The 22874-nt window shown below is 66.9% G+C and carries 21 protein-coding genes and 1 pseudogene; 17 read left to right on the top strand and 5 right to left on the bottom strand.

The features are described 5' to 3' along the window. Window positions 1-21: 21 nt before the first annotated feature. The 6 genes from ABIC51_RS06605 to ABIC51_RS06580 all read left to right on the top strand — a co-directional run bounded on the left by ABIC51_RS06605 (window position 22) and on the right by ABIC51_RS06580 (window position 6167). Window positions 22-1365, top strand: coding sequence for a type VI immunity family protein (locus ABIC51_RS06605; protein WP_146253194.1), 1344 nt, complete (start codon window positions 22-24; stop codon window positions 1363-1365). Window positions 1366-1392: 27 nt separating this feature from the next. Then, window positions 1393-1962: a hypothetical protein gene (locus ABIC51_RS06600; protein WP_175860912.1), complete on the top strand. Its 570-nt coding sequence runs from the start codon at window positions 1393-1395 to the stop codon at window positions 1960-1962. A gap of 156 nt (window positions 1963-2118) precedes the next feature. Then, the gene (locus tag ABIC51_RS06595; protein ID WP_124838434.1) at window positions 2119-2406 is read left to right on the top strand and encodes a PAAR domain-containing protein; all 288 of its coding nucleotides are present in this window, start codon (window positions 2119-2121) and stop codon (window positions 2404-2406) included. An 81-nt stretch (window positions 2407-2487) separates the two neighbouring features. Next, window positions 2488-3159 carry a GNAT family N-acetyltransferase gene (locus ABIC51_RS06590; RefSeq protein WP_175897972.1) on the top strand — a complete coding sequence of 224 codons (672 nt, stop codon included), beginning with the start codon at window positions 2488-2490 and terminating at the stop codon, window positions 3157-3159. 480 nt (window positions 3160-3639) lie between these two features. Then, window positions 3640-5022, top strand: a complete 1383-nt coding sequence (locus tag ABIC51_RS06585) for an amino acid permease (RefSeq protein ID WP_175897971.1) — start codon at window positions 3640-3642, stop codon at window positions 5020-5022. 209 nt (window positions 5023-5231) lie between these two features. After that, a complete protein-coding gene (locus ABIC51_RS06580) occupies window positions 5232-6167 on the top strand; it encodes a universal stress protein (protein ID WP_124544668.1) in 936 nt (311 codons plus the stop codon). Window positions 6168-6718: 551 nt separating this feature from the next. On the opposite strand, the gene ABIC51_RS06575 is transcribed toward ABIC51_RS06580, so the two are convergent. After that, entirely contained in the window at window positions 6719-7153 is a 435-nt protein-coding gene (locus tag ABIC51_RS06575) for a hypothetical protein (RefSeq protein WP_146253316.1), read from the bottom strand. 554 nt (window positions 7154-7707) lie between these two features. Between ABIC51_RS06575 and ABIC51_RS06570 the strand changes: the two genes are divergently transcribed. Beyond that, window positions 7708-7962, top strand: a complete 255-nt coding sequence (locus ABIC51_RS06570; protein WP_060085258.1) for a DUF3562 domain-containing protein — start codon at window positions 7708-7710, stop codon at window positions 7960-7962. 355 nt (window positions 7963-8317) lie between these two features. Continuing rightward, entirely contained in the window at window positions 8318-10117 is a 1800-nt protein-coding gene (locus tag ABIC51_RS06565) for a methyl-accepting chemotaxis protein (RefSeq protein ID WP_027791571.1), read from the top strand. Window positions 10118-10176: 59 nt separating this feature from the next. Here the strand turns inward: ABIC51_RS06565 and ABIC51_RS06560 are convergent, their stop codons facing one another. Further along, window positions 10177-11214: a sigma-54 interaction domain-containing protein gene (locus ABIC51_RS06560; RefSeq protein WP_060171245.1), complete on the bottom strand. Its 1038-nt coding sequence runs from the start codon at window positions 11212-11214 to the stop codon at window positions 10177-10179. Between the two features lie 381 nt (window positions 11215-11595). Here ABIC51_RS06560 and ABIC51_RS06555 point away from each other — a divergent pair, with 381 nt between their 5' ends. The 4 genes and pseudogenes from ABIC51_RS06555 (at window position 11596) to ABIC51_RS06540 (ending at window position 15029) form a co-directional block, all read left to right on the top strand. Further along, a complete protein-coding gene (locus tag ABIC51_RS06555; protein ID WP_175897970.1) occupies window positions 11596-13587 on the top strand; it encodes a hybrid sensor histidine kinase/response regulator in 1992 nt (663 codons plus the stop codon). Window positions 13588-13602: 15 nt separating this feature from the next. Continuing rightward, window positions 13603-13733, top strand: a pseudogene (locus ABIC51_RS06550) (BON domain-containing protein); the annotation flags it as partial. A gap of 88 nt (window positions 13734-13821) precedes the next feature. After that, window positions 13822-14367, top strand: coding sequence for a hypothetical protein (locus tag ABIC51_RS06545; protein WP_175897969.1), 546 nt, complete (start codon window positions 13822-13824; stop codon window positions 14365-14367). 50 nt (window positions 14368-14417) lie between these two features. Further along, window positions 14418-15029: a DUF4142 domain-containing protein gene (locus ABIC51_RS06540; protein WP_175897968.1), complete on the top strand. Its 612-nt coding sequence runs from the start codon at window positions 14418-14420 to the stop codon at window positions 15027-15029. A gap of 21 nt (window positions 15030-15050) precedes the next feature. On the opposite strand, the gene ABIC51_RS06535 is transcribed toward ABIC51_RS06540, so the two are convergent. From ABIC51_RS06535 to ABIC51_RS06525, 3 genes are all read right to left on the bottom strand, one after another. Continuing rightward, window positions 15051-15548 (bottom strand): PRC-barrel domain-containing protein, encoded by a 498-nt coding sequence (locus ABIC51_RS06535; protein ID WP_175897967.1) that lies wholly within the window; start codon window positions 15546-15548, stop codon window positions 15051-15053. A 57-nt stretch (window positions 15549-15605) separates the two neighbouring features. Beyond that, on the bottom strand, window positions 15606-16037 hold the full coding sequence (locus ABIC51_RS06530) for a CBS domain-containing protein (protein ID WP_354006390.1): 432 nt from the start codon (window positions 16035-16037) through the stop codon (window positions 15606-15608). Window positions 16038-16388: 351 nt separating this feature from the next. Further along, window positions 16389-16637, bottom strand: a complete 249-nt coding sequence (locus ABIC51_RS06525; protein ID WP_021162008.1) for a hypothetical protein — start codon at window positions 16635-16637, stop codon at window positions 16389-16391. A 141-nt stretch (window positions 16638-16778) separates the two neighbouring features. Between ABIC51_RS06525 and ABIC51_RS06520 the strand changes: the two genes are divergently transcribed. The 5 genes from ABIC51_RS06520 to ABIC51_RS06500 all read left to right on the top strand — a co-directional run bounded on the left by ABIC51_RS06520 (window position 16779) and on the right by ABIC51_RS06500 (window position 22866). Continuing rightward, on the top strand, window positions 16779-17078 hold the full coding sequence (locus ABIC51_RS06520; RefSeq protein WP_060207370.1) for a hypothetical protein: 300 nt from the start codon (window positions 16779-16781) through the stop codon (window positions 17076-17078). A 306-nt stretch (window positions 17079-17384) separates the two neighbouring features. After that, window positions 17385-17696, top strand: a complete 312-nt coding sequence (locus ABIC51_RS06515) for an ATP-binding protein (protein ID WP_060085522.1) — start codon at window positions 17385-17387, stop codon at window positions 17694-17696. 200 nt (window positions 17697-17896) lie between these two features. Beyond that, the gene (locus ABIC51_RS06510; protein ID WP_146253186.1) at window positions 17897-18778 is read left to right on the top strand and encodes a MipA/OmpV family protein; all 882 of its coding nucleotides are present in this window, start codon (window positions 17897-17899) and stop codon (window positions 18776-18778) included. Between the two features lie 96 nt (window positions 18779-18874). Continuing rightward, window positions 18875-20569, top strand: a complete 1695-nt coding sequence (locus ABIC51_RS06505; RefSeq protein WP_146253185.1) for a VRR-NUC domain-containing protein — start codon at window positions 18875-18877, stop codon at window positions 20567-20569. Continuing rightward, a complete protein-coding gene (locus ABIC51_RS06500; protein WP_146253184.1) occupies window positions 20566-22866 on the top strand; it encodes an ATP-dependent DNA helicase in 2301 nt (766 codons plus the stop codon). Before ABIC51_RS06505 ends, ABIC51_RS06500 begins: the two co-directional genes overlap by 4 nt. The last annotated feature ends 8 nt before the right edge of the window (window positions 22867-22874 follow it).

Genomic DNA, 22874 nt, shown 5'->3' with positions numbered 1-22874 from the left:
TGATCAATAGACGACCCGATTATGACTTTGAGTGATCCGAAACCTGTCTTGACGCCGTTGCAGGCGCTTTCCCGCTATCAAGAAGATTTGAGCGTGCGCCTTGCCGACAACTCGATGGGTGTGTTGCCGGGTGTCATCGGTACGGTGTTCTTCGAGCGTGGTTCGCAGCCTGAGGTGCGACAGGCGATCCTCGACTGCTTCGACCGCTTCGCCGAAATGTTCGGTGAGCATCTGAAGGGAGGCAAGGACACTGACCTCGGTAAGTTTACGAAGCGGAACGACAAGGGTATCGAAAAAATTCGCCGTGCGATCATCGATTCGCCGCCGCATTTGAAAGTGAGTGTTGTTTTGTCTAGTGCGACGGATCAAGACACTGCGGCTGAATATAGCATCAAGACGCTCACGGGGTCGGCACTGGCACAGGACTATGTTCATCCCAACGGGTTGCTGCGCGTGGCGAAAGGGAGGGAATCTGGATTGTCGTATCTGAAGTTCAATGTGCCAATGAACTTGATGGCGACCAGTGAAGGAATTGCGCAGTACGAGGATTTTTTGAGATATATCTGCGGGAAACTCGTTGTGCGTGCTGGTTACGGTGGATTAGCGCCGATACTTGCATTTAATTATAATCGGTACATGCCGCAGGAATGGGCGCTTGCGGAACGTTTCAGTGGATTGGATATTGATAGCACTGCTCACCTGCAGAAATCAGATTACGAGGCAAACTCGTATGAGGGCGATTCTCTCGAAGAAATGACGGCTCAGTATGATTACCTGCGTCCTGGCGCTAAGGTTGCTCGATGGGGTTTCATCAAAGGAGTGAGTTGGTACACGATCCTGGGCGAATTGTTCATCGAGCGCTTGGGCGGCGAAGCGGTGATTCGAGAAAAACTGGATCGCCCTGATATTCACATCGAGCGCGCGAATGCATGCTTGATGATCCGTGCGGGTGACTTCCCGCGCCTTGGCGCTCCTGAAGAGGGTTTGCCTGAGCCGTACGTGTTCGTGAATAGCGTCCTGCGGACACTGCGCGATCCCAAGCCTGATGCACTGCATACCTACATTCCCGACCTTCCGAGCGCGGATGTGAAGAACGCGCGCAAGTGGGTAGCACGCTTCGATTTGCCCGATGCGCCGCCGATCCCTGAGCCGCCGACTATCGTTCCGCCGCCCGTGAATCGCGAACCGGCCCGCCAAAGTGTGCGGGGCGGCAGTGCATGCCCGGAAGCGGGGTGGTGGCATACACCAGCTAAGGCCGGAAGCCGTCGCTATTTCGAAGCGGGCGAAACCATGCCGGTGATCGAAGGCAGTTCTTGGGGTAGGACAAACTGGCACTGGTCGCCAAGTGAGAAACAGAACGGGTAGCGTTGCATATTCGACGTTGGGGGAAGAATGACTGGTGAAATTGAAGCGATCGTCAGGAAAAATATTTCAGGTGTTTGCGATTCGTTTGTCTTGAGTACAGTGTGTGTCGCGCTTCAGGACAATGGCTTTATCGAGGCTGCGGGACAGAACTTGTCCAGCGTTCGAGCAATTCATCGGGCAAGTGAGAAAATTTGCCCTGAAATAATAAAAAAAGACTTGCGATTTCAAGATTTTATAGTTGATCGCATTATGGTTGCGAGTGTAAGGCCGCAGCGACACTGGCTCATCGAGGCGCTTGGAAACCTAGACTCGTGTGTTGACCGGGGGAACATTTTCAAGCATGCGATTACACCTCAAACGTCTTTGCTGACGTTAGCTTGGGGGATTCCGATGCTCCTTGCAGATGTTGCTTTCGGGATTAAATCTAGCTATTTTCGGAAATTTACTGCTCATGGGAAGTTTGATCGGTTGGTGGAAGGGCACGTAAATGCTGAGACAATTGACGCACGCGTGATACTTGAAGAGCTATTGACCGGTAATGATGGAGCGCCTGCGAAATACCGTCAAGGACTCGAAGAGGCTTTGAAGAGGTATTGACGTGAGTAGAGTTTCGGTCTGGAGGTTGGTTATTGGCCCGTCCTCGCGGTAAGCAGGAAGTCAGTGCCAGTTCGAGAGAGGCATGAGCTCCGCCTGTCCTTGAACAGAGCCAGTTGGGTACGACACCTGACGAGAAATACAACACGGCTAACGATCATGACGAGATACATGATTTTCGACGGCGATCACACGACCGTGGCCGGGACGGTCCAAGCCAAGGCTACGCCGTTCGCGCTCGACGGCAGGCACATCGCGCATGAGGATGACGATGTGTTCTGCCCGGTATGCAAGACGATCGGCAAGATCAAATGCATCGGCCCGCGAGTTCCGATGACCGGGCCAGATGGTCGCCGCGTAGCGCTGAGTGATGATCTGTGCGTTTGCAAGTGTCCGGCGCCGCCGTTACTCATCCCGTCGCAGCACGTCATGTCGGTGGACGTGTGAGGTGCATCGGACGCAGTTGACGGTCGATGTTGTGACGTTCAATTGCGTGCTAACGTCAACTCACGTGTCGTCGTATTCCCGATGCAAGAAACGTTCGCCGACTCGATCATGTATCGCACCGAATCGAAAATAGTGCCGCTATCCCGTCAGTTTCTTGAGTCATCAATCGAGTTGATTGACGCAGCGTTCTTGCGTGATCCAACGCTTGCATGGTGCCTGTCTGCTCAAACCCCGGGATTTGATGCCCGCCGGGCGAATTACCTCAGAAGCTACCTGCAATATCATCACGACGCTTCCCTTCCTGTTCTCGGTGTATGGGTGCGGGATGCACTGGTTGCCGCCAGCTATTTTACGCCGGGTTCAACTACGGAAAATACATCCAGTCTTGCAGAACTAGGGCATCAGATCGCATCTGGTTGTGGCAAGCGATCTTTGCACAGAATTGACTTGCTCCGGAGGGTCGTAGAGTCAAAACTCTCGTGTCACGACTGCAGTCGGATTGAATTCATCGGCGTTTCTCCGTTGATGCAGGGTCACGGAATTGGCGCATCGCTCCTACGGGCTACGCTGGCATATCTCCACGATATCGAGCCAGACAAGAATGTATTCCTTGAGACTGGCGAGGTACGAAATCTTCCGCTCTATTTACGACACGGATTCTCCGTTCGGCAGCGGATTGGTTTTCCCGGACTAGATCAGTATCTCCTGCAGAAGGATGCGGTGTGCGGTGGTCTGGCAACGTCATATGAGTGAAGTCCGCAACGGTTCCTTAAGAGCCTGCGTTTGCCACGAACTGATCCAGACGGACATGAGCCGTCGCGATCACGCGAGTCGGAGCCCGCTACGATTTCCACGAAAATCGACTGGCGCGAAAACGCTGATCCTCCATATAATCCCGCCTGCATATTGCGTGCGCATGATCGCGCACATTCGACGCGTGTTCGTTCGCGCCGAAAGCGATTGATCCCGGTGCCGTCCGTTACGCGCTCAGCTGCGTCACACGGGCCGCACGGGCGTATTCCGTGAAAGGCCCGATCCGTTTTCCGGATTGTTCCGGAAGATACGGATAATCCGCGGCGATTCCCATCGGATTGACGCAGTATCCGTTTCATTTCTTATTCGGAAAATGACAGCGGAGATTATTTCGTTTTCGGCATGCCGGGTTCGGCATGAACGGTCGCGCATTGATATCGACAATGACGGCGGCCCGTTCACGGCTGCCAGGAGACGGACTTGAAACAACCAGAAGACCAGTTGCACCGCGGGCTGGAAGAGCGGCACATCAACCTGATGGCGCTCGGCGCGACGATCGGCGTCGGCCTGTTCCTCGGCTCGGCCAGCGCGATCCGCGTCGCCGGCCCGGCCATCCTGCTGACCTACCTGCTGGGCGGCATCGCAATTTTCCTGATCATGCGCGCACTCGGCGAGATGGCGATCGCCAATCCCGTCGCCGGCGCATTCAGCCGCTACGCGCGCGACTACCTCGGGCCGCTGGCCGGCTACCTGACCGGCTGGACCTACTGGTTCGTGTGGATCGTCACCTGCATGGCGGAAATCACCGCGGTCGGCGTCTACATGCACATGTGGTTCCCCTCCGTGCCGAACTGGATCTGGGCGCTCGCGGCGCTCATGGCGATGGGCTCGGTGAACTTCATCGCGGTCAAGCTGTACGGTGAATTCGAGTTCTGGTTCGCGCTGATCAAGATCGTCACGATCGTGCTGATGATCATCGGCGGCGGGTTGATGATCGCGTTCGGCATCGGCAACGGCAGTGTCGCGATCGGCCTGTCGAACCTGTGGGCGCACGGCGGTTTCATGCCGAACGGCATCAACGGCGTGATCGCCGCGCTGCCGATCGTGATGTTCGCGTATCTCGGCGTCGAGATGCTCGGTCTCACGGCAGGCGAGGCGCGCAACCCGGAGAAGTCGCTGACGAAGGCCGTGAACTCGGTGTTCTGGCGCGTGCTGATTTTCTACATCGGCGCGCTGTTCGTGATCATGTCGCTCTATCCGTGGGATCAGATCGGCACGCAGGGCAGCCCGTTCGTGATGACGTTCTCGCGGCTTGGCATCCCGGCTGCCGCCGGCATCATCAACTTCGTCGTGCTGACCGCGGCGCTGTCGTCGTGCAACAGCGGCCTGTTCAGCACCGCGCGGATGCTCTACAACCTCGCGCAGCAGGGCCAGGCGCCGGGCAAGCTTGGCAAGGTCAACCGCAACGGCGTGCCGGTGTACGGCGTGATCGTCTCGGTCGCGCTGCTGCTGATCGGCGTGCTGCTCAACTATCTCGCGCCGCAGCACGTGTTCACGTGGCTCACGTCGGTGTCGACGTTCGGCGCGATCTGGACGTGGTGCGTGATCCTGATCGCACAGATGCGCTTTCGCCGCACGCTGTCGGCCGACAAGATCGCGCGCCTGCCGATCCGCGTGCCGTTCTATCCGCTCGGTTCGTTCGTCGCCCTCGGTTTTCTCGTGCTGGTCGTCGTGCTGATGGCGTTCACGCCCGACACGCGCGTCGCCCTCGTGATCGGGCCAGTGTGGATCGTGCTGCTCGGCATCGCGTATGCACTGTTCTACGCGAACCGCCCGGCGGCATCGGTGCCGACGAAGTCGTAAGCGGCGCGGGCAGGGGCCCGCGCGACCCTTGATCGCGATCATGCACGCGCGGGCCGGACGTCCTATGCTGAACGCATCGATTGTCCGCGCTTCGCGTAACACCCCGCCGATCCCCGCGACCGCGGCGGCCGTCCGGCCGCCGCGCGCCGCTTCCGCGCGAAGCTCCCGTCGTCGTTCCGCGACGACGCGCACGCACGGAGGCCTTCGCCATGCAGCTTGCCCAGTCCATCCCGACGCTTGCGCGGATCGCGCTGGCCGTCGATCCGACGCCCGAATCGCTGTCCGCCGCACGCTACGCACGCACGCTGCTGCGTCCCGGCATGCGATTGCGCATCGTCTGCGCAATCGACAACCCCCGCCTCGTATTGCCCGACATCCCGCGCATCGACGCGCTGCTGACGTCCGCGCGCGAGGACATGATGCGCGAAGCGCAAGCCACCAACGAGCGGATCGCCGCGCTGTTCGCCGATAGCGGGATCGAGGTCGAGCAGGCCATCGTCGATACGTCGGTGACGGGTGGCTCGGTGGCCGATGCACTGGTGAACGATACGTCGGAATGGCGTGCGGACGTGCTGATAGTTGGCGCGAATCCGCATCACGGGCTGCTGCGGCTCGTCGAAGGCGCGATGTCGGACACGCTGACGACACGCGCGCGCTGCGCGCTGCTGATCGTGCCGGCCGCCTATGCGCTGCCGTCGAATGGCGGCCTGCAGCGGCTGATGTTCGCGGTCGACGGCAGCGAGCCGTCGCTGCACGCGGTGCGCGTCGGGCTCGGCTTCGCGACGCCGACAACGTTGCTGTACGCGGCATACGTGATCGATCGCGCGGTTCGTCTGACGGATATCGTGCCGGTGCGCGCGCTCGAGGATGCCTATCGCGCGGAGGGCGAGGATGCACTCGCGAAGATCGGCCCGCTGTTCCATGCGACCGGGAACCCGACCAAGCGCGGTATCGTCGAAACCCGCCCGACCAGCGACGACGTCGCCCATGCACTGATGCGCGACGCCGTGCACTGGCGTGCCGAACTGCTGGTGGTCGGCACGCACGGCCGGCGCGGCATTGCCGCCTGGCTGATCGGCAGCGTCGCGCGTCGCGTGGCGCATCTCGCCCAGGTGCCCGTGCTGCTCGTGCGCGGTACCGAGTAAATCGCGCGGTGTCGAGATCGAAACCGGCCTGGTTTGATCTGCATCAGAAATGGCGCAAGTATCGCGTGAGACATTGACGGAACAACCGGCCGCGCGGCCGGTCTGTCGTGCATGCACCGCGCAGCCGCGCGAGCGTCGAAGGCCGTGATCGACGGTGCATTCACCGGCATCACATCATTTTCCGGAGCCGCGACGTGCGATGCACGGCGCGTCATCCGGCCGAGAACTCTCTGGCACGAGGGTAGGCAGCCGTCGGCTGCCTTGGAGGACGGGCGGGGTGCAAGTCACCCCGTCCGCTTTCCGCGTTGGTGTTGTCGTTGGCCCCGTCTGAAGTGCATTCCCCGCAGGAATCGTTGTCATTGCGACCGTGTGGAACGGCGCGTGGTGATGCGTGATGGCGCGCGGTTGCGCCGATGCGAAGCGGTGAAGGTCGCGGCAGGCTCACCGTTGCCGCGCCGTCGTCCTACAGGCTCGGCGTGCGGCAGGCGCTGCCGACGTTGCGCGGTGAGCAGCCATTGCACGGCCCCGTGCCGTGCCGGCCGCTTGCCCGCTCAGCCGGTGCGAAGCATCGACCGCAAGTCGTGTCGCCGGCCAGCGCCGCGGCGTACCCGCGGGCGCTGGCGCGCGACGTGCAGCGGCGCGCATAGGCCGCATGTACGGTTGCGCAGGCGGTTTGCATGCGGCCAGCCGGGGCGCGCCTTGCGGCGTGCCTCGACCGCGGCCGGCGCGTCGGGTGCGGCCCGTGCGCATAGTGCCGCGGCAAACCGTTGCAGCGCGAGAACCGAGCCCGCGACGCTCTGGTACTTCTCGCGGCCGATCTGCCCGTCGAGCGTGACGAGCAACCCGGCTTCGCGAGCGAGCGCAAGCAAGGTGTCGATATCGTCCGACGGACGGTTGCCGGCCGGCACGGCCTGGGCGGGCAGGGCGCGCGTGTTGCCCGACGCGCGCCGTTGGCCGTCCCGGCCCGGTAAGTTGCGATGTGCCATGGTTGGTCTCCTGCGCCAGGCCCCGCATGCCGGCTCGACGGCCGGCTGAGCGATGACCTGTATGAACGTTTCGTCCATGTCACCAGTATCGTGGGGCGCCAGTACCCTGCCAAGCAGCGTGCGCTGAAGTCGCTGTCAGGGATTGCGCGGCGCGTATCGGAATCCGCTGACACGCGGGGCGCCCGATCGGCCGTCCGGGCGACGATCCGGCCCGTTCGTTCCGACGAATGGCCGGCGCGTGGCGGAGCGCGCTTGACGCATGATTTCGGCCGGTCTAAGTTCGCGGATGCATCGGCGTCGCGCAGCGTCCCATCGTTCGCCCGCCAGCCGGTGCCGCGCCCCGGGGTGGCGTGGCAGGTTTCCAGTCTCGTTCGCGGGCCGTTTGCGCCGCGAATCTTGCGCGGCCGGTTCGGGGACGGATCGGCACGGCGGCACGCAACGTGCCGTTGATCGCGCGCAAACACGCGCCGGCGCATCGCACGCCGCGCGGCCGTTCAGTCTTTAAGCTTCCAGTACCTTCTTCTTTTCGTTCCTCGACCGTCAGGAGTCTGTCGATGTCCAAGGACAGTTTGCTCGATTCACTCAAGGAAGCCGCCAGGCAGCGCGCGATCGGCGCGGATCAGTTGCGTGCGATGCTCGACGACGAAGTGCGCGTATTGTCGTCCGACGCGCGGGTGCACGATTACATCCACGTGTTCGCGATCCGGCACCTGCGCGAACGGATGCGCCGGCAGGACGAACTCGACAACGACACGCGGGCCGACGGGCCGCCCGCGGAAGCCGATCCGCGTCCGGGCCATCGCCTGTGACGGGCGCGCGCCGCAACTGATGACGCGGGCGCGGCGCGATCCGTCGCCGCGCCACTGCCGGGTTCCAATCGACACGCATGCATCCGTCGACCGAGAACCGGCCTGTCTCGACCTCCTTTTCGACGCCTCCTGCCCACGCTCGCAGGTACCGTCGTCGCGTCCCGGCGGCGTGAGCGCGCGTCGCAGGACCGCGCAGTCATCCTGACGATTCGCCGACGATCCGCTGACGATCGGCATTGCGTTTTGTCAGACGTTTCACTGAATTGTCACAGTGGCCTCAAGTAAGCGGCGCGATTGCCGTTTACCCGGTGAATTCGTCCACCGGGCGTTCGCGCTCCCTTACCGAGTCGTTGCCATGTTCTCGTCCATCCGCGCCCGCATTCTCGCCGCGTGCGTCGCCATCGTCGTATTCGCGCTCGTCGCCACCACGCTCATCAACTACTTCATCGCGCGCTCGTACAACGACGACGCGATCGACCGCAACCTGACCTCCGTCGCGAGCGGACACGTGGTCGGGATCGCCGACTGGGTCGCCACCCGGAGCCGGATGATCGCGTCGCTGCAGGATGCCGCGCTGACGCCCGATCCGCTGCCGGTGTTCAAGCAGATGGCCACGGCCGGCGGCTTCACGAACGTCTACGCGGGCTACGCAGACAAGGCGTTCCACTTCTCCGACCCGACCGGCATCCCGCCCGACTACGATCCGACCGGCCGCCCGTGGTACAAGCAGGCCGCGCAGGCCGGCAAGCCGGTCGTCACGCCGCCTTACGTCGATGCCGGCACGGGCAACCTCGTCGTCACGTTCGCGGTGCCGATCCTGCGCGACGGTACGCTGAAGGGCGTCGTCGCCGCCGACGTCGCGATGGACACCGTGATCGCGAACGTGAAGTCGATCCACCCGACGCCCGCAAGCTTCGGGATGTTGATCGACAGCAGCGGCCATGTGGTCGCGCACCCGGATCCGAAGCTCACGCTGAAGCCGGTCGCTGACGTGTCGCCCGAACTCGGCGCGACGAACGGCGCGACGATCGCGGCCGCGACCGCGCCGGTCGAGGTGAGCGTCGGCGGCGACGCGAAGCTGGTGCGCGCGCGCCCCGTGCCGGGCACCGACTGGTACGCGCTGGTGCTGCTCGACAAATACGAGGCGACGGCCGGGATGCGCTCGCTGCTGACCGCTTCGCTGATCACGCTGCTCGTGATCGTCGGCGTCGCGTCGCTGATCATCGGCGCGATCACCGCGACCGCGTTCCGCCGCCTGTCGCAAGTGCGCCAGGCCATGGCCGCGATCGGCTCGGGCGCCGGCGACCTGACGCAGCGCCTGCCGGCCGACGGCCGTGACGAAGTGGCCGACATCGCACGCTCGTTCAACAGCTTTGTCGACAAGCTGAACGACGTGATGCGCGAGATCCGCGATGCGAGCGAATCGGTGCGCACGGCCGCGAACGAGATCGCGGCGGGCAACCAGGACCTGTCGTCGCGCACGGAATCGGCGGCGGCGAGCCTCGAGGAAACGGCCGCATCGATGGAAGAGATCACCGCGACCGTCGGCCAGTCGGCGGCGGCCGCCGGCCAGGCCGACGAACGCGCGGCAGCCGCGTCGCGGATCGCGTCACACGGCGGCGTGGTCGTGTCGGACGTCGTCGCGACGATGGAGAAGATCGAGGAAGCGTCGGGCCGGATCGGCGACATCATCGGCGTGATCGACGGGATCGCGTTCCAGACCAACATCCTCGCGCTGAACGCGGCCGTCGAAGCGGCGCGCGCGGGCGAGCAGGGCCGCGGCTTCGCGGTGGTCGCCCAGGAAGTGCGCAGCCTCGCGCAGCGCAGCGCGCAGGCCGCGCGCGAAGTGAAGGTACTGGTCGAATCGACGGTCGCGAGCGTGTCGGCCGGGTCCGGGCAGGTGCGTCAGGCCGGCGATACGATGCGCGAGATCGTCTCCAACGTGTCGAACGTGACGACGATCATCTCCGAGATCACGCACGCGGCGAACGAGCAGACGCGCGGCATCCAGGAAGTGAATCGCGCCGTGACGCAGCTCGACGAAATGGTGCAGCAGAACGCGGCGCTCGTCGAACAGTCGACCGCCGCCGCGACCGCACTGCAGTCGCAGGCGAACGCGCTCGCGACCACGGTCGGGCGGTTCAAGGTCGCGTAATTCATGTTGCGCACCGCGCAACCGCGGCATGCGGTGCGCGGGCGACACGGCCGCGCCGCTCAGGAGCGGCCGTTGTCGCGCATCAGCGCGAGCCGGTTGTAGAGCGTTTTCAGGCTGATGCCGAGCGCTTTCGCGGCGCGCGGCTTGTTGCCGTCGAAGTGGCGCAGCGTCGCCGCGATGAAGCGCTGCTGCGCATGGTGCAACGTCGCGCCGAGCGGCAGCGCCATCGTGTCCTCCGACAGACGCTCGGGCGGCACCGCGGGCTTCGGCAGCGTGACGTCGATGCCTTCGTCCGACAGGATGTACGCGCGCTCGATCGTGTTGTGCAGCTCGCGGACGTTGCCGGGCCACGAATACGCGCGCAGTGCCGCGATCGCCGCGTCGGTCAGCCGCTTGTGCGCGCGGTGCCGCGCGTTGAGCGCGTCGACGAACTCCAGCGCGATCGTCTCGATGTCGCTGTCGCGCTGGCGCAGCGGCGGCACGTACAGCGCGAACGCGGCGAGGCGATAGAACAGGTCCTCGCGCAGCCGGCCGTCGCGCACGGCTTCGGCCGGGTTGTGGCGCGTGGCCGACACGATGCGCACGTCGAGCGGAATCGGCTCGGTGCCACCCACCCGGACGATCGCATTCGATTCGAGCGCCCGCAGCAGCTTCACCTGCAGCGACGCGGGCATTTCCGCGATCTCGTCGAGCAGCAGCGTGCCGCCGCGCGCGGCTTCGAAGAAACCTTCCCGCTGCGCGATCGCGCCGGTAAAGCTGCCCTTCTCGTGCCCGAACAATTGCGATTCCGCGATATCGGGCGGAATCGCGCCGCAGTTCACGGGCACGAACGGGCCGTCCCGCCGGGCACTGAGATCGTGCAGCCGGCGCGCGACGATATCCTTGCCGACCCCGCTTTCGCCGGCAATCATCACGCTGGCGCGGGTCGGTGCAATTTTTTCGATGCGGCCGAGCAGCGTGCGCATCGCGGACGAGCGGCCCGACAAACGGCGGGCGTCTGCACGCTGCTTCGAACGGTTTGCGGTATCTCCCATCGGCATTAGCGGGTCGTTTTGAAAATCGGCATCACCCGTTCCGTTGATTGCAATATTTATCATCGACAGCGAAACGGCCACGAAGGTGCCGCGGAATAGAAATTTCCAATGTGCGTGGCGGGGACGGAAGAAACAGGCCATCGATTCACGGCACGAATCGCGGCACTTCCGAGGTCCAGGCGCACATCGGTGCTTTTTTACAGCGCGCCGATGAAAAAGACGGTCGCGACGCCTTGCGTCGATGCGTACCCCGATACCGGCCGGCGCCCAGCCGGCCGCGGCCTTCGGAGCAGCCCGGCAGGCTGGCACCGGCCTGCCGCCTGAAGCACGCAGCGGGCATGTCGCTTGCGGGTGCCATCAGGCTCGCCCGACACGCTCGACGGCAGGCTGGTCGACAAGCGGCATGACGCCGTGCGACGGGAGCCGGCGCGAGGCAAGGATGCAATGAGGACCCTGACCCGTGAGCTGTTACGGCAGGGTGCATGGGTCGTGCTGGCCGTCGGGCTGGCGTCCGCGCTGCAGGCGTGGACGGTTCGCGTCGTCGGCGGGCACGCGCCATTTGCGCCGCTGCCTTTCTATGCAGGCGTTGCGGCCGTCGCATGGCTGGCGTCGTTCGGCGGCGGCCTGGTCGCGGCCGCCGCGAGTGTGGCCGTGATCTGCGCGCTCTGGTGGCGCAATGCGCCGCTCGCCACGCTGCTCGAGCAGGCCGGCGCGTTCGTCGCGATCAGCTTCGTCGAGTGTGTGCTCGTGATGGCCGTGAAGCCGCTGCTCGCGAGCGATCGTCTCCGCGAATTCCATGACGATGGCGACGCCGGTGCCCGCGAGCCGCATGGCGAGCCTTCGCCGGCCGCGCGCGTGCCCGTACCCGACGACGGCCTGCTGCGTCGGGTGGTCGATGCGTCGCCCGACGCGATCGTCGGCGTCGATACCGCACACCGGATCACGAGCTGGAACCCGGCCGCGCGACGGATCTTCGGCATCGATGCGGCGCAGGCCGCCGGGCTCGACGTCGCCGAGCTGATCGCGCCGCGCTGGTTGCGGCGGCATCCGTTGTCCGGGTCGTTCGCGACGCTACGTGCGCCGGTCGGTCCGTTCGACGTGCTCTGCGTGCGACGCGACGGCGGCCGCTTTCGTGCGACTTTCGCCGCGTCGCCGATCGTCGATGCGCGGGGCGACTGCACGGGGCTGTCGATGACGCTGCGCGACGCGCACGAACGGCGCCACGGCGAACGGCGCAACATGCGCTCGCTGCGCGGCGCGCGCGACGCACGCGCACAGGCGGACGCGTCGAACCGGCTGAAGGACGAACTGCTGGCCACGGTGTCGCACGAACTGCGCACGCCGCTCAACGTGATCTACGGCTGGGTCGAGGTACTGCGCAACGTCGACGGCGACGGGCTCGCGCAACAGGCGGTCGACGCGATCGACCGCAGCGCGCGGTCGCTGTCGCACATGGTGGCCGACCTGCTCGACGCGTCGTCGCTCGCGACGGGCCGATTGCGCCTCGAGCGCGTGCCGGTCGATCTCGTGCGGATCGTGCGCGATGCCATGCGGGAACTCGACGCGACGGCGCAGGCGAACGGGCTCGATCTCTCGACGAAATACGAAATGGCGACCTGCGTGATTCCGGCGGATCGCGAGCGCGTGCGCCAGATCCTGTCGAACCTGCTGTCGAACGCGATCAAGTTCACGCCGTCCGGCGGCCGCGTCGTCGTGTCGCTGACCCGGGCGGGCGAGCGTGTGCGGCTGTCGGTCGCCGACACGGGGCAGGGTATTGCGCCGGAATACCTGCCGCACCTGTTCGAGACATTCAGCCGGCCCGAACGCGCGTTCGCATCGCCGAGGCGAGGCCTCGGGCTCGGCCTGTCGATCGTGCGCAACATCGCGCAACTGCACGGCGGCGAGGTCGTCGCGACGAGTGCGGGCACCGGGCGCGGGACGACCGTCACGGTCACGCTGCCGACCCGGTGGGATGTCGACGATCCTGCCGAGGACCTGCTGCACGCGGCGGGCACGCCGGATACGGTGGCGCTCGACGGCCGGCGCGTGCTCGTCGTCGACGACGACGCGACCTCGCGCGCGAGCCTCGCCGCGGCACTCGAAACGATGGGCGCGCAGGTGTCGACCGCGCAATCGGGGCACGACGCACTCGAAGTGGTGGAACAGGATGCGCCGAACGTCGTGCTGTCGGATCTCGCGATGGCCGACGGCGACGGTTTCTGGCTGCTCGACCGCATTCGTCATTTACCGGGCGGCAGCGGACATCTGCCCGTCGTCGCGGTCACGGCGCACGCCGGCAACGCCGACCGGCACCGCGTGATGGCCGCCGGCTTCGACGCGTATCTGTGCAAGCCGGTGGACATGCCGACGCTGGCGAGCGTGATCGCCGATGTCGCGCCGGATGCCGGGCACGATCGGAACCCGCATGACCGGTAGCGGCGGGTAGCCGGGGCATCCAGCGATATCGACGTGCAGGTTCGCCATCGCGTGGCCGAACTGTCGGGCAGCGTACCCGACGAGCGGCAGCGCACGACGTCGACGGCGTGAGCGGCGTGCTAGACAGGCGGCAGATCCGCCGGAAGCAACGTGAGGCACCGGCAAGCACCGGGCCGGTCGAGCGCCGCGTGCGCGCGGCCCGGTCCGGTACTTTACCGGGCAGGAGGGACCGACATGGACACCATCATTGCCGGCCGTTTTTCGACGCTCGAGCAGGCGCAACACTGCGCGGAGCAACTGCGCGGCCACCTCGTGCATCGGGACGACGTGAAAGTCTTCTTTCTCAATCCGCCCGGGCAGCACGCGCTGTTCTGGCTCGGCGGCGACGCGTATGCGGATTCCGCCGCGCGGCCGGGCGGGAAGGGCGCGCTGGCGGGTGTGGCGATCGGGGCGATTGCCGGGCTGGCCGGAGCCGCGCTGCTCCACGTGGGTGGATTCCATTCGCCGCATGCATGGGTCGGCGTGCCGCTGGTCGGCGGTTACGTCGGCGCGTTGTGCGGCGCGCTCGGCAAGATGCGCGGCGATGCGCCGGAGGGTCGCGGCGCGCTGCAGCAGTGCGAGAACGGTGTTGTGCTCGCCGCGCATGTGACGCGACGCACGAGGGTGTTAGCCGAGCGGACGATGCTCGCCGCCGGCGCGCTGTCGGTGGAGCGAACCGAGGGGGCGTGGCGGCACGGCGCGTGGACCGATTTCTTCACGTCGTCCCGGCGCCCGGCGTGACGGGAGCCCGCGCGGACCGGCGCGTGCCGTCGCGACACACGGAGGTCGGAATGAAAGCGAACCGAACCCGCCGGCCGGCGGCGACCGTGCTGGTCGCGACCGTCGGCCTGCTGGCCGCCGCGTTCCCGCCGGCCCAGGCGTCGCCCGCTTCGTCGACGCGGGTCGGGCCCGGTGTGATCCGCCCCGGCACGACGGCCGACGAGGCCGGCATGACGCAGCGGCCGACCGGTATCGATGCCGAGTTCGTCGACAAGGCCGGCATGATCGGCAAGGTGGAGCGGCAGGCCAGCCAGCTCGCGCTCGACCGCTCGTCGAACCCGGACGTGAAGGCGTTCGCGCGCCGGATGGTCGACGATCACCGACGGATCGCCGGCGAATTGCAGCAACTCGGGGCGGCCAAGGGCCTGCCGGTGCAGTCGCGGATGCTCGTCGATCCGGCCGTCACGGCATTGAGAACCAGGGAAGGGCGCGCGTTCGACACGGCCTATGTCGCGCTGGCGGGCCCGCGCGCGCATGAAGCGGCGATCCGGCTCTACGAAGCAGAGGCACGGAACGGCCGCGATCCGCAGCTTCGCGCGTTCGCGGCCAACACGCTGCCGATGCTCAACGCGCATCTGGCAGCCGCCCGGCAACTCGAACGGACGGTGGCGGCCGCGCACTGACCGGCGTGACCGACGATCGCGTTACCGCTTGCCGCCTTCCGGACCTTCCGGCGACGCCTCGTACGGCGGCGAGTCGAGCGCCGTTTCGCCTTCCTCGATGAGCCAGTACGGCGAACTGCCGTAGTACGCATGCAGCGCCTCGGCCCAGTCCGGATCGGCCATTGCCGGCCAGCGATTCCTGTCGAAGCCGGGGGCTTCGCGCACCCGTTCGGTGGCCACGGGCAGCACGAAGCATTGGCGCTCGACGTCGAGCACGAGTACGTTCCACGGCACCGCGAGCAGCTTGTCGCCGATCCCCGGCCGGCCGCGTGACGAAACGACCGCATACGCGATGCGGCCGGAACGCACGTCGAGCATGATGTCGTCGACCTGGCCGATGTCGTCGCCGTCCATCGTCAGCACGCGATCGCCTTCGAGCGTGCGGGCGGCCATCACGTCGGGCCCCGGCCCGCCGCCGGCCGTGCGGCGGTCGTCGCCGACGATGCGCGTGGCGTCGCGCGACGGTCTGTCGGTTGTCATCGAACACCTCCTGGTCGAAGCGGCACCCGGGCGGGTCGCCGATATGAACGGCGCCGGTCAGCGCCGGCGCGGCAGCGACACGTCCTCGAGCGTATTGGCCAGTTCGTCGCGCTCGGGGCCGCCCGCGCGCGTCGCGATGTCGCCGAGCGATACCATGCCGACCAGCCGCCGGTGACGGTCGAGTACCGGCAATCGATGCAGTTGCACGTCGGCCATCCGCTGCTGGACGTCGCCGACACCGTCGTCCTCGACGCACCGTTGCACGGGCCTCGACGCAACCGCCTGCACCGGCGTATCGAACGAATGGCCGTGCGACAGCCCGCGCACTGCAAGGTCGCGGTCGGTCACGATCGCGACGAGTTCGTCGCCGTCGCAAACGGGCAGTACGCCGATATCGAAGCGCCGCATCAGCTCGGCCGCGTGGCGAATCGTGTCGGTCGGCGCGACGCACACCACGTCGCGCGACATGATCTCGGTGACGCGATACATGAAGCCTCCTTCGTGAGCGGGACGATGTGCAAGCAGACGGCGTGCCGCGCGCGTGACACACACGCCGGGGCACACGCCGGGCCTCGACGGCCATGCGACGGAGAAATTTGCCAGCCCGCTTGTACATCTTCCACGGCGCAAGCCGCGAACGGGCCGGACAGGGTGTCAGTGGCCGATGCCCGTCATCGCGACGATCGCGAGCACCACTGCGCTTTCGATTGCCGCCAGCGCGGCGACGCCGGCGGCGCCGCTGATTTCATGCCATCTGCGTTCAAGGCGTTTCATCAGATCAACTCCGGATTGCCCCGGCGCACCGCTGCACCGCCGCGCAGCGCGAGCCGGGTGCCGCCGTCAGCCGTGATCGCGGGGCGGGGAAGGAACGTGCGGCGCGCGGCGTTCGTGCTCGCCGGACGGCCTGGCAGGGTCGATACGGGTCGCGCCGCCAACGGCGGGCGGGTCGCTGGCCGGAAACGTCTCCTCGAGTCCCTCGTCGATGCGCTCCTCCGTCTTGTCTTTCGACGGCGGGCGCGACGTGGCGAGCCAGAGCAGTCCGGCAGCCGGTGGCACGGCGTGGTGGCGGCCGGGGGCGTGAACGGTCATGGTCGAACCTCCTTGATGGCGATTGAAGGCGCAAGCGCCGTGCCCGTCATGCTTCGGCGGCACGGCGCTTGCGCGCCGGGGGCGGCGGACGGGGTACGGCCACGAGGCACGCGCCGTCGGCGGGAACGAGAGGACAACGTGATGGATGCATCCAGGGAAAGGATACGTTACGACGCGAACGTGTGCGGCGGCGATTTCGGTCACGTGCGCGAGCGCTTCGACACGTGGAAACGCGAATCGCTGGTCTACCGGCCCGAGCGGCGCATGTTCGACGGCAAGGACGAGGTACGCGAACTGAACCGCACCGTCTACGACGGCCCGGAGCGCGCGCAGCGGGCGCTCGTCGAACAATGCGCGCCGTCCGACCCGTACGCGCTCGCGGTGCAGCTGACCGCGGAAGGACGCACGATGTGGCTGGTGATGGCGGCCTACGCCGACTGAGCGAAGCCGCCGACGTTCACGGCGCGACAGCAGGCATGCTGCTTGCGCGCTCGCCGCGCCATCGAAATGCGCACGCCGCCGCGCAGGAGCGACATGAATATGCCATCCATGCTGCACCGCCCCGAGCCGACGACTCCCGACGTCGACCCGGACCCGCCGCCGCCCGGACACGACGATCCGGTCGACCCGCCGGTGCCTGACGGGCTGCCGCAGGGCGACCCGCCGTCGAACCCGCCGCCGATGCGGATGCCGGGCGGAAGCGGTGCGCCGCGACCGGCCGCGCGAACCTTGAAAAGGAGGACCGTCATGGACATTCACGTGCAATCGCCAGACAAGCGCGCGATCGCTCAGGTGCTGGGCCGCTATTTCGAATCGCGTTCGCTGCGCTATCACATCGAGGAACTGCCGGGCGGCGTGCTGCAGATCGGCTATCGCGCCAGCGGCCGCCCGGCTGCCGTCACCGTGTCGTTCGACGATGCCGCGTACGACACCTATACGCACTGGGATGCGAGCCAGAAGCAGCTGGCGCTCGGTCGGCTCGCCGACGGCTTCTCGCGGATGATGTCGTCACGCAGCCCGGCCGCGCTGGCCGGCGACTATCACGTCGAACGATTCTGATTCGTCCCTGCTACGCCGCTCGATCCCCACGCAGGGCAAAGTGCCCGCGCGCAGCGGGCGCTTTGCGTCTGCGTGCGCGTCGCGTAGGATGTCCGTTAATTCAGCACACGCTACGTTCGTGCCGCAGCCTGGCCGCTGCGGCCGAAGAGGCGCGATGCGCTTTCCCTCAGGTTCGTTTCGCGCAACCGACGGAGACCACCTTGGCCACAGTTGCTCGCCTGTTGCTGTCACCCGGCGCACGCCGGTTCGTTTCCGGCCTGTCGGCGTGCGCGGCGCTTGCCGCGGCCGGCGCCCGCGATGCGTCGGCCCAGACGCCTTCGCCGCTCGGCGAGTGGCAATACTCGGCGGGGGTGCCGCTCGAAAAACTGTTCGACCCGAACATTTCCACGTGGAATATCAGCGTGGGCGCCGCGATGACGCTGCAGCCGCGCTATGCGGGCTCCGACCGCTATCGCGTGATGGGCGGCCCGAACCTCGACATCCGCTATCGCGACCTGTTCTTCCTGTCGACGGGCGAGGGGCTCGGCGCGAACGTGCTGCGCGGGCCGAACTGGCGCGTGAGCCTGTCCGTCGGTTACGACCTCGGGCGCCGTTCGGCCGACGATATCCAGCACCTGAACGGCCTCGACAACATCAACGCGGCGCCGGTGATGAAACTGGCGGCCGATTACGTGATCTCGAAGGAGTTTCCGCTCGTGCTGCGCGCGGATATCCGGCGCAGCATCGGCGGCTCGAACGGCTGGGTCGGCGATTTCTCCGCGTACATGCCGCTGCCGGGCAGCAACGAGCATTTCTTCTGGTTCGCGGGGCCGACCGTGTCGTTCGCCGATTCGCGCTACATGAACAGCTGGTTCGGCGTGAACCAGGGGGCCGCCGCGCGTTCGGGGCTGCCGGCGTATTCGTCGGGGGGCGGGATCAAGTCGTACGGTGCGGGCGTGACCATGGCCTGGTTCGTGAACAAGCACTGGTTCATCACGATCGACGGCGCGATCGAACAGCTCGTCGGCCGCGCCGCGCGCAGCCCGATCACGCAGCAGTCGACCAACGGCGTGTTCGACATGTCGGTGAATTACCAGTTCTGAGCAAGGCCGGGCAGCAGGGAGGCGATCGGGGCAGCGGCATTTCCCGTCACATTTGATATGATTCCGACCTGTACAAATGTACAGTGATCAATCCCCGTGACGCCTGCTTCGCCGACGCCCCCGGCGTTTTACTACCTGACCAATTTCGAACGCGCGCTGGCCTGGCTCGGCGCGCGTTACGACGACCTGTTCGATGCGCACGAGCACGCGTTCGTCCGGCAGTTCGCCGCGCTGCCGCAGGCGTCGCGCGCGCTGCTCGTCCGGATGCTGATGCGCAACGGGTCCGATTTCCGCGCGAGCAAGCTCGTGTACGACGAAATCGGCTGCGCGCTCGACGCGGCCGCGCCGCTCGTCGAACTCGGCTGGGTCGATCCGGCCCCCGCGCTGACGCTCGACGAACTGTTCGCGCTGTCGACCAAGGCCGATCTGCTGCGTATCTTCCCGGCACTCGCCGCGCATGCGGGCGAGCGCAAGCCCGAGTGGCTCGAACGGCTGCGGCCCGCGCACGACATCGCGCAACCGCTCGACGCGTGGTGCGCGCAGGCCGGCGACCGCGTGCTGCGTGTGACGGTCGGCGCGCTGTGCGACCGGCTGCGCCTGATGTTCTTCGGCAATCTCCACCAGGACTGGAGCGAATTCGTGCTCGCCGATCTCGGCGTGTTCCAGTACGAAAGCGTGCCGATCGCGCCGTCGTCGCGCGCGTTCCAGCAGCGCGGCGACGTCGACGCGTATCTCGCGCTGCAGACGTGCCGCGATGCGCTCGACGCATGGCCCGACGATCTGCCGTTCGACGACCTGGTGCGCGCGATCGACGCGGTCGGCTGCGCGCAGCCCTGGCTCGCGACGCGTCGCGCGAAGCTGCTGTTCGCACTCGGGCAGACGTGCGAGCGCCGGGCCGACTGGGCCGGCGCGCTCGACGCGTATGTGCGCAGCGCCTGGCCCGGCAGCCGCCATCGGCGCATCCGCGTGCTCGAACGCTGCGGGCGTGACGACGATGCGCTCGCGCTGGCGCTCGAGGCGCGCGGCGGTTTCGAGAGCGACGAGGAGCGCCAGCGTGTCGAGCGCATGCTGCCGCGCCTGCAGCGCCGGCTCGGCCGGCGCGTCGAACGCGCGGCCCCGGCGGCGGACGTGCCGCGCGAAACGCTCGTGCTCGCGCGCCCCGATGCGTTCGTCAGTGTCGAATTCGCGGTGCGCGACCATCTCGCGCAACCGGCTGCGCCGGTCCATTACGTCGAAAACACGCTGATCAATTCGCTGTTCGGGCTGCTGTGCTGGGAACCCGTGTTCGCCGCGGTACCCGGCGCGTTCTTCCATCCGTTCCAGCGCGGCCCGGCCGACCTGCACGCGCCCGATTTCGCCGAGCGCCGTGCGGACGCATTCGCCGCGTGCTTTGCGCAACTCGATTCGGGCGCTTATCGCGAGACGATTCGCCGGCATTTCGCGACGAAGGCGGGGCTGCAATCCCCGTTCGTGTTCTGGGGCGTGCTGAGTGACGCACTGCTCGACGAGGCGCTTGCGTGCCTGCCGCCGGAGCATCTGCGGCTGTGGTTCACGCGCCTGCTCGCGGATATCCGCAGCAACCGTTCGGGGCTGCCCGATCTCGTCCGCTTCTGGCCCGGCGAGCGCCGCTACGAACTCGTCGAGGTGAAAGGCCCCGGCGACCGCCTGCAGGACAACCAGACGCGCTGGCTCGCATACTGCGTCGCGCACGGCATTCCGGTGCGCGTGATCGATGTCGAATGGGCCGGCGCGGACGTCATGCCCGTCGAAGCGGCGGGCCTGTCCGCATGAGCTACGTCGTCGCGGTGCGGGCGATGTGCGAGTTCACCGCGCGGCGCGGCGATCTCGACCTGCGCTTCACGCCCGCGCCCACCGCGCTCGAAGGCATCGCCGGCCACGGCGCGGTCACGTCGAACCGCGGTGCTCGCTACGAAACCGAGATCGCGCTGACGGGAACGTGGGACACGCTCACCGTGCGCGGCCGCGCGGACGGCTACGATCCGGTGGCGAACCGCCTCGAGGAAATCAAGACCTTCCGCGGCAGCCTCGACGCGATGCCGGCCAACCACCGCGCACTGCACTGGGCGCAGGCGAAGGTCTACGCGCACCTGATGTGCGACGCGCGCGGCCTCCCGGAAATCGACGTCGCGCTCGTCTATTTCGACATCGTGTCCGAGCGCGAGACGGTGCTGACGCAAACGCTGGGGGCGGCAGAGCTCGCGGCGTTCTTCGCCGAGCAGTGCGCGTGCTTCGTCGGCTGGGCCGAACGCGAGACGGCGCACCGCGCGGCGCGTGACGCGGCGCTGCGCGCGCTCGCGTTTCCGCACGGGCAGTTCCGCAGCGGCCAGCGCGAGCTGGCAGTGGCCGTCTATCGCGCGGCCCGCGACGATCGTTGCCTGATGGCGCAGGCGCCGACCGGCATCGGCAAGACACTCGGCACCGTGTTTCCGCTGCTGAAGGCCTGCGGCGAGGGCGAGCTCGACCACGTGTACTTCCTGACCGCGAAAACGCCCGGCCGCGCGCTCGCGCTCGAAGCGGCGGCGACGCTCGGCGCCGGCACGCCCGCGCTGCCGCTGCGCGTGCTGGAACTCGTTGCGCGCGACAAGGCGTGCGAGCATCCCGACAGTGCGTGCCACGGCGAGTCGTGCCCGCTCGCGAAGGGTTTCTACGACCGGCTGCCGGCCGCGCGCGACGCGGCGATCGAGGCCGGGCTGCTCGACCGCGACACCGTGCGCGCGGCCGCGCTCGCGCACGACGTCTGCCCGTATTACCTGTCGCAGGAGCTCGCACGCTGGTCCGACATGGTGATCGGCGACTACAACTACTACTACGACGGCAGCGCGATGCTGCACACGCTCGCGCAGCAGAACCAGTGGCGCGTCGGCGTGCTCGTCGACGAAGCGCACAACCTGCTCGATCGTGCGCGCAAGATGTACAGCGCATCGCTCGATCCGTTCGCATTCGCGGCCGCGCGCGAGGCCGCACCCGCCGCGCTGCGCAAGGCCTTCGACCGGCTCGCCCGCGCGTGGGGCACGGTCAACCGCGCGCAGGCCGAGCGTTATGCCGCGTATCCGGAGATACCGGGCCCGATCGTGTCGGCGTTGCAGAACCTCGTCGCGGCGGTCGGCGAGCACCTGGCCGACGCGCCGCGCGCGAACGGCGATGCGCTGCTGCGGTTTCATTTCGAGGCGATCCAGTTCGGCGTGCTCGCCGAAGCGTTCGACAGTGCGTCGATCTTCGACGCGACGCTGCACGGCGAACCGATGCCGCGCCAGCCGGCGCTCGACGGCGTTGCGTCGGCCGGCCGCCGGCGCCGCGTCCAGTCGACGCTCTGCGTGCGCAACGTGATTCCGGCCGGCTTTCTCGCGCCGCGCTACGAAGCCGCGTGCGCGACCGTGCTCTTCTCGGGCACGCTGAGTCCGTTTCATTTCTACCGCGACACGCTCGGGTTGCCCGGCGACACGGGCTGGCTCGACGTCGACGGGCCGTTCCGCGCCGAGCAGCTGACGGTGCGCGTCGCGAGCCACGTGTCGACCCGCTGGCGCGACCGCGACCGGTCGCTCGAACCGATCGTGGACCTGATCGCCGCGCAATACGCGACGCGGCCCGGCAACTACCTCGGGTTCCTGAGCAGCTTCGACTATCTGGGGCGCGTGGTCGCGCTGTTGCAGGCACGGCACCCGGACGTGCCCGTCTGGGCGCAGGCGCCCGGCATGACCGAAGGCGAGCGCGACGCGTTTCTCGCGCGCTTCGACGCGGGCGGGCGCGGCGTCGGCTTCGCGGTGCTGGGCGGAGCGTTCTCGGAAGGCGTGGACCTGGTCGGCGAGCGGCTGATCGGCGCGTTCATCGCGACGCTCGGGCTGCCGCAGGTCAACGACGTCAACGAGCAGATGCGGCGTGCGATGGACGCACGCTTCGGCAACGGCTACGACTACATGTACCTGTATCCGGGCTTGCAGAAGGTCGTGCAGGCGGCCGGGCGCGTGATCCGCACCGAGCACGACGAAGGCGTCGTGCATCTGATCGACGACCGCTACCGGCGGCGTGAAGTGCGCGATCTGCTGCCGCGGTGGTGGCGAATCAAGTGACGAGGCGC

The sequence above is a fragment of the Burkholderia sp. 572 genome (assembly GCF_040545135.1).
Lineage (GTDB): Bacteria > Pseudomonadota > Gammaproteobacteria > Burkholderiales > Burkholderiaceae > Burkholderia > Burkholderia cepacia.
Note: the sequence above shows the minus strand (reverse complement) of the source record. Positions and strands in the feature narration are given on the sequence as shown.

Bases quoted from the DNA above. Each gene is read 5' to 3' on its own strand.
- ABIC51_RS06500 (WP_146253184.1), top strand. From the start codon at position 20,566: ATGAGCTACGTCGTCGCGGTGCGGGCGATGTGCGAGTTCACCGCGCGG.
- ABIC51_RS06540 (WP_175897968.1), top strand. From the start codon at position 14,418: ATGAAAGCGAACCGAACCCGCCGGCCGGCGGCGACCGTGCTGGTCGCG.
- ABIC51_RS06535 (WP_175897967.1), bottom strand. From the start codon at position 15,548: ATGACAACCGACAGACCGTCGCGCGACGCCACGCGCATCGTCGGCGAC.
- ABIC51_RS06560 (WP_060171245.1), bottom strand. From the start codon at position 11,214: ATGATAAATATTGCAATCAACGGAACGGGTGATGCCGATTTTCAAAAC.
- ABIC51_RS06520 (WP_060207370.1), top strand. From the start codon at position 16,779: ATGGATGCATCCAGGGAAAGGATACGTTACGACGCGAACGTGTGCGGC.
- ABIC51_RS06545 (WP_175897969.1), top strand. From the start codon at position 13,822: ATGGACACCATCATTGCCGGCCGTTTTTCGACGCTCGAGCAGGCGCAA.
- ABIC51_RS06600 (WP_175860912.1), top strand. From the start codon at position 1,393: ATGACTGGTGAAATTGAAGCGATCGTCAGGAAAAATATTTCAGGTGTT.
- ABIC51_RS06580 (WP_124544668.1), top strand. From the start codon at position 5,232: ATGCAGCTTGCCCAGTCCATCCCGACGCTTGCGCGGATCGCGCTGGCC.
- ABIC51_RS06530 (WP_354006390.1), bottom strand. From the start codon at position 16,037: ATGTATCGCGTCACCGAGATCATGTCGCGCGACGTGGTGTGCGTCGCG.
- ABIC51_RS06515 (WP_060085522.1), top strand. From the start codon at position 17,385: ATGGACATTCACGTGCAATCGCCAGACAAGCGCGCGATCGCTCAGGTG.
- ABIC51_RS06575 (WP_146253316.1), bottom strand. From the start codon at position 7,153: ATGGCACATCGCAACTTACCGGGCCGGGACGGCCAACGGCGCGCGTCG.
- ABIC51_RS06555 (WP_175897970.1), top strand. From the start codon at position 11,596: ATGAGGACCCTGACCCGTGAGCTGTTACGGCAGGGTGCATGGGTCGTG.
- ABIC51_RS06605 (WP_146253194.1), top strand. From the start codon at position 22: ATGACTTTGAGTGATCCGAAACCTGTCTTGACGCCGTTGCAGGCGCTT.
- ABIC51_RS06570 (WP_060085258.1), top strand. From the start codon at position 7,708: ATGTCCAAGGACAGTTTGCTCGATTCACTCAAGGAAGCCGCCAGGCAG.
- ABIC51_RS06590 (WP_175897972.1), top strand. From the start codon at position 2,488: ATGCAAGAAACGTTCGCCGACTCGATCATGTATCGCACCGAATCGAAA.
- ABIC51_RS06565 (WP_027791571.1), top strand. From the start codon at position 8,318: ATGTTCTCGTCCATCCGCGCCCGCATTCTCGCCGCGTGCGTCGCCATC.
- ABIC51_RS06525 (WP_021162008.1), bottom strand. From the start codon at position 16,637: ATGACCGTTCACGCCCCCGGCCGCCACCACGCCGTGCCACCGGCTGCC.
- ABIC51_RS06595 (WP_124838434.1), top strand. From the start codon at position 2,119: ATGACGAGATACATGATTTTCGACGGCGATCACACGACCGTGGCCGGG.